We start from the raw sequence: 16689 nt of genomic DNA, 5'->3' as shown, positions 1-16689 counted from the left end.
TCCATGAACGCCCCAGCACACATCCACACGCTCCTCGCCGACAACGCGCCGGCCCGCCTGCGCGAAATCCCTTATAACTACACCTCGTTTTCCGACCGCGAGATCGTGATCCGCCTGCTTGGCGAATCGTGCTGGCAGCTGCTCGACGAACTGCGCGGCGCCCGTCAGACCGGCCGCTCGGCACGCATGCTGTACGAGGTGCTGGGCGATATCTGGGTGGTGCGCCGCAATCCCTATTTGCAGGACGACTTGCTGGACAACCCGAAGCGGCGCCAGAAACTGATCGACGCCTTGCACCACCGCCTGGCCGAAGTGGATAAACGCCGCGTGACTGTCGACAGCACCGAAGGCGACCAGGAAACCGCCGCCGCCCGCAGCGCCGCCGTCGAGCAGCTCCTGCAGGCCGCACGCAAGGCCGTCGACGACTTCGGCCGCGAGTTCCGCGACATGTACGACCTGCGCAAGCGCGCCCGCGCCGTCCTCGGCGCCTATACCGACAAGCGCAACATCCGCTTCGACGGCATGCACCGCGTCTCGCACGTCACCGACGCCACCGACTGGCGCGTCGAATATCCCTTCCTGGTGCTGGTCCCTGACAGCGAAGAAGAAATGGCCGGCCTGGTCAAAGGCTGCATCGAACTCGGACTGACCATCATCCCGCGCGGCGGCGGCACCGGCTATACCGGCGGCGCGATTCCCCTGAGCCCGATGTCGGCCGTGATCAACACCGAAAAGCTGATCGCCCTGGGCGAGGTCGAGCAGACGCGCCTGCCCGGCCTGGACCGCGACTACGCGACCATCTACACCGGCGCCGGCGTCGTCACCCAGCGCGTGTCGCAGGCCGCCGAAAAGGCCGGCTTCGTGTTCGCGGTGGATCCGACCTCGGCCCACGCCTCCTGCATCGGCGGGAACATTGCCATGAACGCGGGCGGCAAGAAGGCCGTCCTGTGGGGCACGGCGCTGGACAACCTGGCTTCCTGGCGCATGGTCGACCCGAACGGCGACTGGCTCGAAGTCACGCGCATCGACCACAACCTCGGCAAGATCCACGACGCGCCGACCGCCGTGTTCAAGCTCGAATGGACCCATCCGTCCACCAAGGGCGCGCCGAAGGGCGAGCCTTTCCGCACCGAGACCCTGACGATCGAAGGCCGCAAGTTCCGCAAGGAGGGCCTGGGCAAGGACGTCACCGACAAGTTCCTCGCCGGCCTGCCGGGCGTGCAGAAAGAGGGCACCGATGGCTTGATCACCTCCGGCCGCTGGATCCTGCACAAGATGCCGAAGTTCACGCGCACCGTGGCGCTGGAATTCTTCGGCCAGGCGCGCGATGCGATTCCGTCGATCGTCGAAATCAAGGATTACCTCGACGGCCTGCCGAAAAGCGGCAAGCCCGAATTCGAGACACTGCGTCTCGCCGGCCTCGAACACCTGGATGAACGCTACCTGCGCGCGGTCGGCTACGCCACCAAATCGAAGCGCGGCACGCTGCCGAAAATGGCGTTGTTCGGCGACATCGTGGGCGACGACGAAAACGCGGTGGCGCTGGCCGCCTCGGAAGTAGTGCGCATCGCGAACACCCGCGTCGGCGAAGGTTTTGTCGCCGTCAGCCCGGAAGCGCGAAAAAAATTCTGGCTCGATCGCGCGCGCACTGCGGCCATCGCCCGCCACACCAACGCCTTCAAGATCAACGAAGACGTCGTGATCCCGCTGAACCGCATGGGCGAATACACCGACGGCATCGAGCGCATCAACGTCGAGCTGTCGATCAAGAACAAGCTGCAGCTGGCCGAACAGCTGCACACCTATCTGTCGGGCGGCAACCTGCCGCTGGAAAAAAGCGACGACGCCAGCGGCGACACGGTAGCGCGCGACGAAATCATGGGCGACCGCCCGCAGCAGGCCGTGGCGCTGGTCGAGCAGGTCGGCGCACGCTGGGCCTTCATCCTGGCGAACCTCGACCAGCCGCTGCGCGCCGTGCATGCGCAGCTCGATGAACTCGGCCTGGGTCAGCTGTCCGCCGGCTTCGACGCGCGCATCGGCAGTCATCCCGACGCCACCCTGTTCGATGTGGTCCAGGACCACACGCTGCGCATCTCGTGGAAGGGGGATTTGCGCGCGCCGCTGCGCCAGATCTTCAACGGCGCCGCCTACAAATGCATCCTCGACGAGACCGTCGCCATCCATAAGCGGGTGCTGCGCTCGCGCGTTTTCGTTGCCCTGCACATGCACGCCGGCGACGGCAACGTGCACACGAACCTGCCGGTGAACTCGGACGACTACGCCATGCTGCAGGATGCGCACAAGGCGGTCGAGCGCATCATGAAGCTGGCGCGTTCGCTCGATGGCGTGATCTCGGGCGAACACGGCATCGGCATCACCAAGCTCGAATTCCTGACCGACGAAGAGATCCGCGAATTCCGCGAGTACAAGGAACGCGTCGATCCGGAAGGCCGCTTCAACAAGGGCAAGCTCCTGAACACCACGGCGATGGCGGCGGATTTGACGAATGCCTACACGCCTTCGTTCGGCCTGATGGGCCACGAGTCGCTGATCATGCAGCAGAGCGACATCGGCGAGATCGCCAACTCCATCAAGGACTGCCTGCGCTGCGGGAAGTGCAAGCCGGTCTGCACCACGCACGTGCCGCAATCGAATTTGCTGTACTCGCCGCGCGACAAGATCCTGGCCACGTCCGCCCTGATCGAAGCCTTCCTGTATGAGGAGCAGACCCGCCGCGGCGTCTCGATCCGCCACTGGGAAGAGTTCGAGGACGTGTCGGATCACTGCACCGTGTGCCACAAGTGCGTGACCCCGTGCCCGGTGAACATCGACTTCGGCGATGTGTCGATGAACATGCGTAACCTGCTGCGCAAGATGGACAAGCGCAGCTTCAAGCCAGCCAACCGCGCGGCCATGTTCTTCCTGAACGCCACCGACCCGACCACCATCAACGCCACGCGCCAGGCGATGGTCGGCTTCGGCTTCAAGGCCCAGCGCCTCGGCAACAAGCTGCTGCGCGGCTTCGCCAAGGATCAGGTGAAGGCGCCGCCGCCGACCACCGGCAAGGCGCCCGTGCGCGAGCAGGTGATCCACTTCATCAACAAGAAAATGCCGGGCAATCTGCCAAAGAAGACGGCGCGCGCACTGCTCGACATCGAGGACGACAAGGTCATTCCGATCATCCGCAACCCGAAGGCGACGACGGCCGATACCGAAGCCGTGTTCTACTTCCCCGGCTGTGGCTCCGAGCGCCTGTTCTCGCAGGTGGGCTTGGCCACGCAGGCGATGCTGTGGGAAGTGGGTGTGCAGACCGTGCTGCCGCCGGGTTATCTGTGCTGCGGCTATCCCCAACGGGGAGCAGGCCAGTACGACAAGGCCGACAAGATGATGACCGATAACCGCGTGCTGTTCCACCGCATGGCGAACACGCTGAATTATCTGGACATCAAGACCGTGCTGGTCTCGTGCGGCACCTGCTACGACCAGCTCGCGACCTACGAGTTCGAGAAGATCTTCCCTGGCTGCCGCATCATGGACATCCACGAATACCTGCTGGAGAAGGGCGTCAAGCTCGAAGGCGTGAACGGCACCCGCTACATGTACCACGACCCCTGCCACACGCCGATGAAAATGCAGGATTCGGTGAAGACCGTGAACGCGCTGGTCCAGACCGTGGACAACGTGAAGATCGAGAAAAGCGACCGCTGCTGCGGCGAGTCCGGCACCTTTGCCATTACCCGTCCCGACATCGCCACCCAGGTCCGCTACCGCAAGGAGAGCGAGATCCAGAAGGGCGCCGCCAAACTGCGCGAAGACGGCTTCGAGGGCGAAGTGAAAGTGCTGACCAGCTGCCCGTCCTGCCTGCAGGGCCTGTCGCGCTACAATGCCGACGCCGGCACCAGCGCCGACTACATCGTGGTCGAGATTGCGAAGCACCTGCTGGGCGAGAACTGGCTGCCGGATTACGTGGCGCGTGCCAACAACGGCGGCATCGAAAGGGTGTTGGTATGACGAGTGCTCCACTGCGCGAACCGGGCTGCGAACTGTGCGACCTGGCCGCGCCAATGACGGTCTACGCCGACAGCAAACTGTCGGTGATCATCGTCGACGACGCCAATTATCCCGGCTTTTGCCGCGTGGTCTGGCGCGACCATGTGCGCGAGATGAGCGACCTGGCGCGCGACGACCGCCTGCTGCTGAACGACGCCGTGCATGAAGTCGAGCAGGCCGTGCGCGAGGTGATGAAGCCCACCAAGGTCAACGTGGCCAGCCTGGGCAACGTGGTGCCGCACCTGCACTGGCACGTGATCCCGCGCTACACTGACGATGCGCACTTCCCCGCGCCCGTGTGGGCCGCGGTGGTGCGCCAGACCGAACCAGACACGCTCGCCGCACGCCGCGCGCTGCTGCCCGAGCTCGCCGACGCGATTGCGCGGCGCATGAACCAAGAAGGATGAACCCGTAATGCCACAACCAACCGACCTGGCCGTCCGCCAGAAATCCCGCATCCTCGAGATCGCTTTCGACGACGGCAGCAGCTTCTCGATTCCTTTCGAACTGATGCGCGTGTATTCGCCCTCGGCCGAAGTGAAGGGCCACGGCCCGGGCCAGGAAACCCTGCAGGTCGGCAAGCGCGAGGTGAGCGTGAGCGGCGTGGAACCGGTCGGCAATTACGCGATCAAGCCGGTCTTTACCGATGGCCACAACAGCGGCATCTATACCTGGGATTACTTGTACAAGCTCGGCAGCGAGCAAGGCGCGCTGTGGGAAGACTACATGGGCCGTTTGCACGCCGCCGGTTTCGAGGGCGACAGCGGCCGCGAGCCGGGCAAGATCCTGCCGGGCGAACTGAAGCGTAGCGGCGGCGGGTGCAGCGGGCATAGCCACTGAAGATGCAATGGTCTGCGGCCTGAACCGTACGGTGGGGTGTTTGAGGCTGGGGGCCTCAAACACGAAGTGCCCACGCGGTTACGTGCGCAGCCGGCGTCCGTGGCGGTGACGATTCGCTCCGCGGCCTGACGATGCCTTGCGGCGCTAACGAAACGCTTTGGAATCTGCCAACGCCATGCTCCGTTCGGGTCTGAAACACCCGTAACGCTGATCATCGTTCCGCGTGGGCACTTCGTGTTTGAGGCCCCCGGCCTCAAACACCCCACCGTACGGTTGAGGCCATCAATAAACCGTAAGCCAACACAAATCCACCGCCGCAATGAAAAAGCCAGCTCGCGCTGGCTTTTTCGTTTCAACGCAGCCGGCCAAGGCCGGCATCGTCAATTACGCTGGCTGGATGTTCGCAGCCTGCTTGCCCTTCGGACCGGTGGTGATCTCGAAAGTCACGCGCTGGTTTTCGGCCAGCGATTTGAAGCCTTGTGCGTTGATCGCCGAGAAGTGCGCGAACACGTCTTCACCGCCGCCGTCAGGCGTGATGAAACCAAAACCTTTTGCATCGTTGAACCATTTAACGGTACCGCTCGTCATTTTGTTACTCCCCTAAAGTTATTAGTTGTTATGCCTTGCCTGAACTACTGGTGTGAACGGATGACGTTTAGCGCCGTACTCAACAAAGCAGATTTATTATAGGGATAAGTTTGCTTTCGTGAAGCACAATTTGCATATCTTTTATTGCCGAGTTGGGTTGTAACGACATCTCCGCAGTCAATTAAATCCATGGGGCAACGATTCAACGGCTCATCGTTTCCTTTCGCTGCGATGCATTGTGCAGCGCTATCTCAAGTTTCTTGCCGTTATCGCGCGGCAGCAAACGCACCATCACTCCTGGCGCACTGCCGGTGAGACTGCGATGTCCGCCTGGGCCGCTTCGAACAGCAAGGCCCGGATGCGTTCGCGCTCGCCGCGCGTCTGCTTGTCCGGCGGCGTGCGCCGCACCAGCCGGTCGGCCAGCGTACGCAGGATGCGGCCCTTATCCTGGCCAACCGGCAGCAACACATACCTGTCCACCCAACCCGGCTCGCGGATCTGCCAGCCGCCGCGTACATAAACTTCCGGCGGGACATTGCCGGCGCTTATGCTGTCCATGTCGTCGTCGGGCGCAACGACCAGGTAAACCTGTCCGCTGCCCGGCGCGCGCAGCAGGTAGGGAAACAGCCGCAGATCGGTCTCGAACGCCACCCATTTCTTGCCCGCGGCGCGCAGGAAGCGGTGCCCGAGCACGCGCATGCCGGGCGAGTCGCTGCCGCTCAGCCGCTCCACCCAGAATTCCATCAGCACGCAGGTGCCGCTGCCATCAAGGTCGATGTAGCGGCGCTGGATGTTGTAACGCTCGTGGGATTCCTTCAGGCGCGGCGGCGCGGCCAGGCCCGGCTTCCTGCAGGCAGTTTCATCAGCAAGTACCAGGTCGCCTGCAAGCGGAGCCGCCTGCGCACCGATGGCCGCGCCTGTCAACAAGAGCAGGACGGCGGCGCGCGCCAGGACTGCCGGTGTCATGGCTGTTCTCCCTGGGCGGCCGTCGCCGGTGTCGGCGGTATGCGTTCCCAGCCCGGTTCGACGATCTTGCCGTTAATAACCTTGTCCTCGCGAAAGTCGCCGCCGGCCATGTGATAGTGAATACCGCTGTCGCCGTCGCCCGGCTTCCAGCCTTCGATCGGGACGTATCGTTCGACATCCCAGCCGACCAGCACGGCGCCGTCCACGATCCTGATCTTCAGGCGCAGGGCACCGCCGTGCCGGCGCATGTCGTCGAAGACCTCGGGCGGGATGCGCTGCGCAACCGTTGCCGTGTAGTCGCCCAGGACGGTGCCGCCGCTCCAGACGCCGTCGCTCGTGAGCACGGGCGAGCCGCTGCGCCAGGTTGCCCGGATTGCGCGGGGAATGGCGCGCGACCCGCCGGACACATGACTGGCGATTTTCTTGCTAAGCCGTGCGGCGCCCGCGAACTGGCGGCCGGCTTCGTCCTGGATGGTGACGAAGTTTTTCTCCGGGTTGGCGTCGAGCCGGAGCGTGCCGAACCCGGGCTGCCGGTCGGTTCCGTGTGCGGATGCCGCACATCCGCTCAACAGGAAAAGGCCGAGCAGGCGGGGCAGGGACAGGATCCACGAGCGCATCAGCGGGTGTTCGATCCTGAGCGCTTGCAGCGCGCGAGCAGGTGGCGCGACACGGCGCCGTACAGCTCGGGCGACGACCGTTGCGGGCTGTCCGGGCTGCAGGCCTGTTTCAGTTCGAACTGCTCGATTTCTTCATCGAAACGGTCGACCGTGTCCTCTTGCGCAGCGGCTTTCTCGGCAGGCAAGCGGGCGCCGTGCGCCTTGAAGAACGCGTACACCTCGGCCGCCGGCGATCCGGGCTCCCATTTGTCGAGGAGGCGCAAAGTGTTGCGGCCGGCGTCCCATGCCAGGATGCGGTAGCCGGGCATGCTGTCGCGTTGCACGTGGCGATTGTAGAAAGCGCCGACCAGGTAGTTCACCCTGTTCTTCGCATCATGGATGACGCTGGCCTCTTCGCCGAACAAATACTGCGCTTGCTGTTCGTCCGTCTTGCCAATGCCCAGTTCATCCGGCTTGTTGGCGGGTACCGTGGCGCCAACGCGCAGCCAGCCGTTCTTGCGGCCGAGATAGAGCGTATTGATGGAATCGCGGTCGCCTCCGCTCGACAGGGCAGAAGCCGCGTGCAGGTACCAGTCGCACATGCCGTCGTTGTCGAGATCGATCTTCGAAAACGCAAACCAGGTATGGTTCGAGGCGCCGTCGACCCTTTCCCAGCCATTGCCGCTCACGGCATGGTCGCCGGGCTTTGCGTCCCGTACCCAGGCGAATTCCTTTTCCTTCCTGGCCAGTGCCTGGTATTTGTCCGGCAGCGGTTTCCCGGGCGGCATGCGGCAATCCGGGGTGTCGAGCGTGAGCTGCATGCTTGCGCCCTGCGCCGTGGCGGTAGCGGCGGCGAGGACCAGTCCATTCATAAACAGGCAGATTTTTTTCATCAGGTATCGGGGCTCGCCAGGAATGAGGCGGTTTTCATTGCACATGATTGGTGTCGTGTCCGGCGCGGCCGACTTCCGCTTGCACCCAGGGCGCGCAAACAAAAATCTCCAGGGGGTGTTCTTCATTTTTCATATCGGGGCGCAGGAAATCCTGATTGGCATACTGCCCCCGACAGAATTCTTTCTGCCAGAAGCGCATGACAAAGGCATAGTCGTGCTTTGACACCTCCTGGGGCATATCGAACTCCTGATTCCATCTGTAAATTCGATAGCTTCCCGGATTGCCCCAGAAGTCGGGATAGGCGCTGGAAAATCCGGCGAAGTAAGGCGCAGTGCCTTCGGCTGCATACGCGACAAGCACCGGCGCCATTCCGGTTACAGCACCTGGCAGTACCAGGCCTTCCGGCACGGGCAGCTTCTTTTTCCAGAACGATTCCAGGCGCTTCATGTTCCCGAAAGATCTGGCACCTTCCGGTGTTCCCAATAAAATGGCTTCCCCTGCCCGGTATTCGGGTAACTGCGCATTCGTCGGATAGGGTAGGGGGAGGATCCAGTCGCACCAGCCGTCACCATCCAGATCGATATTGCTTGCCGGCGCGGCGACGCTTTCGGTGCGTATCATTTCCTCCATCCTGGGCGCTGGACGGCCGGCACCCTTGCATTGAACAGGCGGGCGCACACTCAGGTGCGAAGATGGTAGCGACTCCGCTTGCACGGGCTGAAACGTAAGGAAGAGGCATGCCAATGCCAGTCTCGATGCATTCATCTTGCCGGCATCGCTACCTGCTTGAATCCCGTGTTCGAACATGATCTGGCCGCTCCTGTACCGAATTGATATCGCCCGGCAATCAGGGTTTGCAGCGAGCCAGCAGGTGCCGGGACAGAGGGCTGCCGTGCTCAGCTTGCGTACGCGGTGTGGACGTGACATCGCATGCCTGCGCAATCTCGAATGTTTCGGTATCGGGATCGAATTGTTCCAGCGTGTCACTCGACTGCTCTGTTTTCAATGCAGGTCTGCGCGCGCCATGCGTTTTGAAGAAAGCATAGACCTGGGCTGCTTTGGATTGCGGTTCCCATTTGTCCAACACGAGCAGACTTCGCTTATTTTCATCCCACACCATGATCCGGTAGCCAGGCAGGGAGGAATAGCTGACATGGCGGCTGTAAAAGGCGGTAATGAAATAGTTAGTTCTGGTAGCTGCGTCATGGATAGCAGAAATGTCTTCCCCAAACAAATACCGCGATTGTTCCGCATCGGAATTGCCGAAGCCCAGTTCATCGGGTTGGTCATTGGGGATGGAAGCGCCAACCCGTTGCCAACCTCTTCTTTGGCCAAGATAAATGGTATTGATCGAGTCACGATCTCCACCAGATGAGATCGGTGCAATAGAGTTCAGGTACCAGTCGCATATACCGTCGTTATTGAGGTCGACCCGATAGAAGGTAAGCCAGTCGTACATCGACGATTCATCGGCGCGTTCTTCGCCTTTTCCGCTAACTATCGCATCGGCAGGTGCGGCCTTCAGTATCCACTCATACCCTTTTTTTCTCTTGGTTAAGCGTTCGTATTTTTCCGGAAACGATTTTTCGGATTGGCGGCAACCTGGAACTTGCGTTGTCAATTGCAAGCCTTGTGCCGTTGCTAGTGGCATAAATATGCTGAGCACAAATGCATTCAAAAAAAAGGATCGATTTTTCATAAAATTTAATGTAAATGAATTGGAGTCATTTCTAGGCCGCCTATGCCATTCCCCTTGTTGCCAGGCTTGATCGTTCCCGTGCCGAAGTCCTCAGTGCAGCGCAGCGATTTGAAATCACCTTTGCCAGTAAATTTCCCAATGCCTAAGAAGTTCTTGACGTAGTCATGCTCATCATTCGCAACAAGTTCCTGATAAGTTCGTTGCCATTTGCCGCCATTATGAGCACGTGCAACCATTGCTGCAAGATACTCTTCTGACGCATTGCTCTGATATTTTGTTGCTGCTTTTAGATTCTTTTTCATCAGTGCATGTGTCATTAAAGTAAATTGATCAAAGTCCTTGAAAATTCCCATAAGGAAAGAACTGACTCCCGCATCGGTCATGATTGACTCTGTCACCAGTCCTTGTTTCGCGTCCCCCAAGAGTGATGTTCCCTTGGAATTTTTTGGTGGTTTCGTAATCATGCGCACCATATCGATGTAGGCTTCTTTCTTCAAGCCTGTCTCTGCCGTAAATTGTGCCTGACGTTTTTCCGAAAGCGCATCCCATGCTTTTTCTGCTGCTGCGTAACTGCTGGCAGGCGTCATATTCTTAAACCATTGCATGACATTCTTGCCTCTGATATCTGCTTCCTTTAATGCATCTTTCATTTTAGCCGTAAACCCAGTTGGGAAAGCACGTCCGGAGAAAAAGAAGCGTATGCCTCCAACAATTCACCAACAAGCGTACTTCCAATAAATTGCGACCGCCCGTATGAGGGCGTATAGACAGTTGCAGTTGTCTTGGGCGGTCCTTTATTCAGCTGCGGTTTGGCATAACATTGTGTATCATCGCAATAATAGGCAGTCCCAAGGCACCCGTCTTTAGAACAGTCGCGGTTGATGCCATTCGTTTCGTTAATCTCTGCCGCAGCTTCGTACTTCGCTATCCGGCGTTGTTCGAGATTCTTGGTCGACCCGGTCCCACATGCCAGAATCCGCTGTTTGTGCGCGCCATTTGCGGCCGCATTTGATACATCGATATTCGGCTCGCCTTGTGCAAATTTAATTTGTGGAAGCAGCGAACTCCTGGGAGGGCAAACTTTGCCAAACAATTCCTGGCGATCGGCATTGATGTAGCTGGCAATGAGCTTGGTTGCATCCGCATCGCTCATATCGTTGATAGTAAATTCAGGAATGCTTATAAGCGCGTCACCGTAGTGTTGACTAAACATTTCCACATTTCCGCTGTTGCTGCCACTGTTCCAGACCATGCTCGATTCACCGGCTTTCAAAAAACTGCCGTTGACGTCGACTAGCAAAGCCGTACCGTTCGTCGCATACTCGTTCTGCTTGCGGCCGAGAGCCGAGGTTGGTGTCCCTGCTTGGAGGTTGTCGACAATGAAAGCCCAGCGAGCCTGGGTAAAACCCTGATTCGTGCCAAGTGGCTTACGCTTGGCGTCGGTCGTGATGGCGAAGAAGCGAATCCGCGCCGCCCCGTCCGGATCGAAGAATTCGTCCGGCTCGCCGCCGGCATACGCATACAGGTCGAGCCGCAGCGCTGCGGGCAGGCCCTGCACGGCGTCGGCGATGCCGGCCGGGTCAGGGCTCAGGAAGCGGCCGCTGCCCGGGTCGAACCAGCGCAGGCCGTGGTAGGACAGGCCGCTATCCTCGTCGTAGTACTGGCTGACGTAGCGCAGCGGCTGGTGCGCCTGCGCTTGCGGTGTGAAGGCGGCGCGCTGCACGCCTGGCCCAGCGGCTTCGGCGTCGCGCCACACCGTGTCGCCGTCCTGCGTCATGGCCAGCACCCGGCCGGCGCGGTCGGTGTGCAGGTGGCGCAGCGGGGCGCCGAAGGCCCAGCGCTTGAGCCGGCTCCACCAGCCCCCCTCGCGCAGGTCGGCCTGGGCCAGCGGGCGCCAGCCCAGGTAGGCGTACGCGTATTGCGCGCGGCCGGCGGCATCGGCTTCGGCGATCAGGTGGTGCTCGTGGTGGAAGAACAGCGTCGCCGTGGCGCGCCCCTGGGCATCGGTGACGATGCGCGCAACCCGCTGGCGGTTCGCATCGTAGAGGTAGCGCGTGCTGCCGCCGGAGCGCGTGCTGCGGGCCAGCTGGCCGGCCGCATTCCACTCCAGGCGCTGGTCTGCCGCCGCCGTTTCGATGGCGGCGGGCAGGCCGGCGGCGTCGGTGTCGCGGCCCGGCGACCGGCGCAGGCTGGCCGCGCCGGCAAGCGCATCCGCCGGCGCCAGGCTGGCCTGCCGCAGGTGCGGCGTACCCGGCGTATCGGGCGCGGCGGGCGCCGGCATGGGCGGAAGATCGAAGCCGTCCTCGCTGCCGTCGCCGTGCACGATGCGCTGCGCGAACGGGACGCCGGCCGGCGTCTGCCAGTCGATGGCGGATGCGATCATGCGGCGCCCGCCGAGCGCCGCGGGCAGTGCGCCAGCGGTCGCGATGCTGGCCGTCCGGCCTTGCGCATCCTGCTCTTCCTGCAGCGCGAAGCGCACGCCGGCGGCATCGGTGAAGCTGCGTCCGGCAAGCCGGCCGTTGGCGTCGTAGTGCCAGTCGTAGCGCATGGTCACGGCTTGCGGCAGGGCGGCGGCAAGTTGGCGTGCAGGGGTGATGACGAGCGTCTGGCCCAGGATGCGGCCCTGCGTGTCGTATTCGCTGCGGGTGAGGCGGGTGCCGTCGGCATCCTGGACTTCCTGCTCGCGCAGCAGCGAGCCGGCATAACGGTAATGCAACGTCTGTTCGGCCGCCGTGCCGCCCGGTGCATGGCGCACCAGCTTCAGCAGCCGTCCGGCCATGTCCCACTCGGCCTGCTGGCGTGCGCCGCGCGGGTCGACGCTCTCGACGATGCGGCCGGCCGCGTCGTGGCGCGCCAGCTGCCAGCCCTGGCCCGGATTGCGGATCGCGCTGACGCGGCCGAAGTCGTCGACCAGGCGCTCGGCGCGCGCATCGCCGGCGCTGATCGACAGCATCGATGCCTCGGCGGCGCTGCCGGGCGCGCCCCAGCCCGTTTGTACGGCCGCGGCGCCATCGGCGCCATGCCAGGCCACCGGACGGCTGAGCCAGTCGCGGTCGATGCCGGATGCAGGCGCAGGAGATGCGGCAGGCGCCAGCGTCGCGATGGCCGCTTCGCTTTCGGTCATGCGCACGCGTTCACGCCTGCCGTCGGGCAGGATGCGCGCGATCATGCGTCCGCCGGCGTCGTAGGCGAAACGGATCTCGCCGCCGTCGTCCTGCGTGGCAAGCAGCCTGCCGTTGACGTCGTAGCGGTAGCGCGTGGCGCTGCTGCCCGTTCCGGCGACCTCGACCCGCTCGGCCTGGCCGCGCCAGTTGAGGATGGTGGTAATCGTGCGCACCACCGGGCCGTCGCTGATGCGCACCACGCGCGGGCGCAGCGCGGCGTCGCGCTCGACGATTTCCTCGACCCGGTTGCCGGGGTAGCGCACACGCAGCGGCAGCTTGGTGGCCGGGTCGAATTCGGTAACGGTCAGGTCGCTGTTGGCCGGGTCGGCGTCCTTGCCCGCATTCGGCAGCGGGCCGTCGACGGCGCTGCGCTCGCCATAGTTGTTGTAGCGGTAGTTCACCGTGCGGCTGATCGCCGCCGCCGGCACGCGCGCGTCGAACGAGGGCACGAAGCCTTCCTCGGTCACCGTCACCGGCTGGCCGGCCGCCGCGCCGGAGGGCGCATAGGCGACCGTGACCACGGCTTCCTTGCCGGCCACCACGCTGGGGCGGAAGATGCGCGCCGGCTGCGCGGCGGCGCCCGTGTACTCGAAACGCTGCTGCCATTGCGGCACGCCGGGCTTGCCGTCGCGGTAGGCGACCTTGCTGGTGAGGATCGGGCGTCCGTACGGATCGAGCTCGGTGCGCATACCGGCCAGCGGCGTGCCGTCGGCAGCCAGGGTCGTGGTTTCGAGCAGTTTGCCGAGATCGTCGTAGCGGTAGCGCACGTTGGACGGCCCGCAGTTCGCGCAGCCGGGGCCGCGTACGTCGAGCAGGCGGTAGGTGTCTCCGATGATCGCGTGGCGGAACACGGTGGGCTGGCCGCGCTCGTTGGTGACGACCGTCTGGCCGCCCTTGCCGAAGTCGAGCGTGACCTGGTCGATGCCGGTGCCTTCCACCAGGCGCGCCGGCTGCAGCGGCTTGCCGTCAAGGCCGCGCGCCAGCCGGGCCGGCAAGCCGCGCACCGACAGGTTGGCCTTGCCATTGCTGTCGTAGCCGTAGGTCGCCACGCGCTGCCAGGCCAGGCGGCCAGGTTTGTCTGCTTCGGTAATCTGTTCGCTGATCCCGGTCAGCAGGGTAGGGAAGCGCGCATCCTCGTAGTGGTAGTAGCGCTGGCCGCTGGGCATGCCCACCTTGACCAGGTTCGCCAGCAGCAGGCGGCGCTCGACGTCGGCGCCTTTCGGCGCCGGGCTGCCGTAGTGGTAAGTAAAGCGGCCGACCGGGCTGGTAATGCTTTGCACGCCGCGGAAGGCGTCGCCGGCGCGGGCGCGCGCCTTGTCCAGGTAGCCCAGGCTCAGGCTGCGTCCCTGCGGATCGGTGACCTTCACCAGCAGGCCGCTGCGGTCGTGCTGCAGGCTGACGAACTGGCCGTTCGGCGCCAGGATCTGCACCAGCTTGCCCTTGCTGTCGAAGTTCAGCTGGCGCCCATCGGCCCAGCGCCAGGTGTATTCCTCGCCGCGCCCGGTCTTGCCGATGCTGACCGTGCCGTTGGCCGGATCGGCGCTGGCGCACAGGCTGGGGTCGCGCGGGTCGCGGTTGAAGATGATGCGGCTGCCGTCGGCCTGCACGATCTGCACGGTGCGGCCCGATACGTACAGGTCGGTCTCGTACGACAGCTTCCAGCCGCGCCCCACCAGGTTGGTCGACGAACCGGGCTTGCTGTGCGAGCTGTTGTAGTGGCGGATGATTTCCAGGCCCAGGGTGCCGGGCAGCGGCGCCATGTCGACTTCGCGCTGGTACTTGTTGCCGTTGATGACGTTGATCGGATTGCCGGCGCCGACGTTCACGCCGGTGCCGCTGCCCATTGCCGCCGGACCCGCGCCGCCGCATGTTGCGCCGCCGTTGCCCGGGCCGCAGGTGCCAGGCGGCGATACGGGCGGCAGGCTGGGGACGCAGCTGGTGTTGGGCGGGCAGGCGGGCGTGCCGAAGGGAGGGAGCTGCGCGCCCGCAGTGCTGCTCAGGGCGCCGAGCCAGGCGAAGACGCAGGACAGTGCTGCGGGACGGAACCAGGGTGTGGGCATGCTACAAGACTCCTGTTGTTTCGGTAAGCTGGAAAAGATCGTCTGCAAACACCTTGATGCCTTCGTGTCCGAGCGGCTTGCCGTTCAAGGTGTTGCCCTCGAGCGTAATGGCGCCGGTGCGGAACGAGGTGACGGCCCACGGGTGTCCATCGCCCTTTACGACGATGCGGTTGTTGCGGATGATGGCGCCGTCGCCATGGTGCAGCCGGATCGGCGCGTCGACCTCGCGCACCCGGCCGCGTCCGCGCACGATGATCGTGTTGTTCTCGATCCGCGCATTCGGACCGTAGATCCATAAGGCGGTGCCGGCATCGACCTCGATGGTCGAATTGCGGATGACGGTACCGGCGCCCTCCACGCCGATACCCCAGCCGGCGCTGGAAATGGCGACCCGCTCGACCAGGATGCCGCGCGCGGGATAGTCGCGCGCGCGCGCCGGCAGGGCACGCCGGACTTCTTCCAATGCGAATGTCGTCCGCTCTGCCATGTGCGCAGCCGCGCCGGGGCTGGCAATATCCGAGCGCAGGTCGAGCGGTACGTTCGCGGGCAGCACCGGGCCATGGACATCGGGGTAGTTGATCCAGTCCCTGGCCGGCGTGTCGATGGCGGCGCGCATGGCCGCATTCGCCACGACCGTATGCCGTTGCAGGTCCACGACCAGGTTGTCGCCCGCCACCAGGATGACGATATGGTCATCGTTCTTGTATTCGCTGCCATGGGCAAAGGGGCGGTAGTGGCTGTCGACCAGCATGTCGCGCGTCACGCAATGCAGGCGATGACCGCTTCGGGCGTCTTGAAGGTCTTGCCGTCAGAGGTAATGGCGATCGTGGACATGGTCCATTCCCCTTCCTCAAGCGCGGGCAACCGGATGCCGTCCCCCGCCAGGCAGGCCGAGTGCACTGCAAGTGCGGCAATGAGTGTGCGATAAAGCATCCTGGTCATAGGATTCGGTGTCGGGTAGCGGATGACGGCGCTGTCAGCAGGCGCGCCAGATACCAGGTGTTTGCAAGGATGAAAGGTCCGAAACTGAAGAGTACAGTGGCAGGGCGCTCGCCCAGCGCGGCCATCTGCAGGCGCGTCGTTTCGAACAGATCCGGCGATCGATACAAGTAAAATGGCGTGGCGACAGCACCTGCAAACCCGTAGTGCGCAGCAAACGAGATGAGCCCGATGCGGCGGCGGCGCGTCAGTGCGATATAGGCGTATCCACTGTACATTGCCATGGCAATCAGGGGCAAAAGTTGTGCAGTAAATACTGCGTAGCTGAAGAACATCGCCTGCATGATGGCATTGCCGATGTGGTAATGCCCTGGAAGATCGGTTCCAGCAGGAATTGCGATTGCTGCCAGAAACAGATACACCGAAAAAAGGATTCCGGCCACGATGGACATACCCCTCGTTTTCGACAAGTCACGCATCGGTTCTTTCTTCATTATTCGTAGGGTGTCGATTACTTGCAGGCTGCTGCGACATTGGCTGCGGTCGCAGTGCTTGTTGGTAATATCGTCCCATCGTAATCACTTTGTTTCAGTCCTCCGGTATACGCATTGCGCATGGCGGTCGCACAGCCGTTGTCGTAGACCGGTAGCGATCCAAGGCCAAAGCTTCCGGGCTTGGCATTCAAGGCGCTGATCTTGGCCGCATTGTCCTGCAGCTTGTTCCAGTCCTGGAGGAAGTCCGCGATGTCGCGGAACCGGATTGCTATCAGGCGGTAACCATCCATTTCAATCCGGTAAATATTTGCTGAGCCTGTTGCCGGAGGCTTCTCTCGGAATGGCAGCGAGATATTAATTGTTTAGTATCGTGCGATCATATTCCTCGCCGTAGCTGGC

15 protein-coding genes are annotated in these 16689 nt (G+C 62.8%); 3 read left to right on the top strand and 12 right to left on the bottom strand.

Annotated features, from left to right (window positions below; genetic code table 11):
• Positions 1-3 precede the first annotated feature (3 nt).
• From QWL29_RS18345 to QWL29_RS18335, 3 genes are read left to right on the top strand one after another with little or no spacing between them, the layout of a single operon-like run.
• Positions 4-4011 (top strand): DUF3683 domain-containing protein, encoded by a 4008-nt coding sequence (locus QWL29_RS18345; protein WP_305824322.1) that lies wholly within the window; start codon positions 4-6, stop codon positions 4009-4011.
• Positions 4008-4457 carry an HIT family protein gene (locus QWL29_RS18340; protein WP_305824321.1) on the top strand — a complete coding sequence of 150 codons (450 nt, stop codon included), beginning with the start codon at positions 4008-4010 and terminating at the stop codon, positions 4455-4457. Before QWL29_RS18345 ends, QWL29_RS18340 begins: the two co-directional genes overlap by 4 nt.
• Before the next feature lie 7 nt (positions 4458-4464).
• Entirely contained in the window at positions 4465-4890 is a 426-nt protein-coding gene (locus tag QWL29_RS18335; protein ID WP_305824320.1) for a gamma-butyrobetaine hydroxylase family protein, read from the top strand.
• A 384-nt stretch (positions 4891-5274) separates the two neighbouring features.
• Here QWL29_RS18335 and QWL29_RS18330 read toward each other — a convergent pair whose 3' ends face one another.
• The 12 genes from QWL29_RS18330 to QWL29_RS18275 form a co-directional block, all read right to left on the bottom strand.
• Complete coding sequence (locus QWL29_RS18330; protein WP_229437690.1) at positions 5275-5478, bottom strand: cold-shock protein; 204 nt, start codon at positions 5476-5478, stop codon at positions 5275-5277.
• 291 nt (positions 5479-5769) lie between these two features.
• Positions 5770-6444, bottom strand: a complete 675-nt coding sequence (locus QWL29_RS18325) for a hypothetical protein (RefSeq protein ID WP_305824319.1) — start codon at positions 6442-6444, stop codon at positions 5770-5772.
• Entirely contained in the window at positions 6441-7061 is a 621-nt protein-coding gene (locus QWL29_RS18320; RefSeq protein ID WP_305824318.1) for a hypothetical protein, read from the bottom strand. The genes QWL29_RS18325 and QWL29_RS18320 overlap by 4 nt, the downstream gene beginning before the upstream one ends.
• Positions 7061-7933, bottom strand: coding sequence for a hypothetical protein (locus tag QWL29_RS18315; protein WP_305824317.1), 873 nt, complete (start codon positions 7931-7933; stop codon positions 7061-7063). The genes QWL29_RS18320 and QWL29_RS18315 overlap by 1 nt, the downstream gene beginning before the upstream one ends.
• Before the next feature lie 34 nt (positions 7934-7967).
• Positions 7968-8555: a hypothetical protein gene (locus QWL29_RS18310; protein ID WP_305824316.1), complete on the bottom strand. Its 588-nt coding sequence runs from the start codon at positions 8553-8555 to the stop codon at positions 7968-7970.
• A 226-nt stretch (positions 8556-8781) separates the two neighbouring features.
• Positions 8782-9633, bottom strand: a complete 852-nt coding sequence (locus QWL29_RS18305; RefSeq protein ID WP_305824315.1) for a hypothetical protein — start codon at positions 9631-9633, stop codon at positions 8782-8784.
• Positions 9634-9638: 5 nt separating this feature from the next.
• The gene (locus tag QWL29_RS18300) at positions 9639-10283 is read right to left on the bottom strand and encodes a hypothetical protein (protein ID WP_305824314.1); all 645 of its coding nucleotides are present in this window, start codon (positions 10281-10283) and stop codon (positions 9639-9641) included.
• Complete coding sequence (locus QWL29_RS18295) at positions 10280-14857, bottom strand: DUF6531 domain-containing protein (protein WP_305824313.1); 4578 nt, start codon at positions 14855-14857, stop codon at positions 10280-10282. The genes QWL29_RS18300 and QWL29_RS18295 overlap by 4 nt, the downstream gene beginning before the upstream one ends.
• A gap of 1 nt (position 14858) precedes the next feature.
• Positions 14859-15608, bottom strand: a complete 750-nt coding sequence (locus tag QWL29_RS18290) for a right-handed parallel beta-helix repeat-containing protein (RefSeq protein WP_305824312.1) — start codon at positions 15606-15608, stop codon at positions 14859-14861.
• A gap of 8 nt (positions 15609-15616) precedes the next feature.
• On the bottom strand, positions 15617-15799 hold the full coding sequence (locus QWL29_RS18285; RefSeq protein WP_305824311.1) for a hypothetical protein: 183 nt from the start codon (positions 15797-15799) through the stop codon (positions 15617-15619).
• Positions 15796-16248, bottom strand: coding sequence for a hypothetical protein (locus tag QWL29_RS18280; protein WP_305824310.1), 453 nt, complete (start codon positions 16246-16248; stop codon positions 15796-15798). The genes QWL29_RS18285 and QWL29_RS18280 overlap by 4 nt, the downstream gene beginning before the upstream one ends.
• A gap of 59 nt (positions 16249-16307) precedes the next feature.
• Positions 16308-16580 (bottom strand): hypothetical protein, encoded by a 273-nt coding sequence (locus QWL29_RS18275; RefSeq protein ID WP_305824309.1) that lies wholly within the window; start codon positions 16578-16580, stop codon positions 16308-16310.
• Positions 16581-16689: the final 109 nt, after the last annotated feature.

Source organism: Massilia brevitalea (genome assembly GCF_030711405.1).
Classification (GTDB): Bacteria; Pseudomonadota; Gammaproteobacteria; order Burkholderiales; family Burkholderiaceae_D; genus Telluria; species Telluria brevitalea.
Note: the sequence above shows the minus strand (reverse complement) of the source record. Positions and strands in the feature narration are given on the sequence as shown.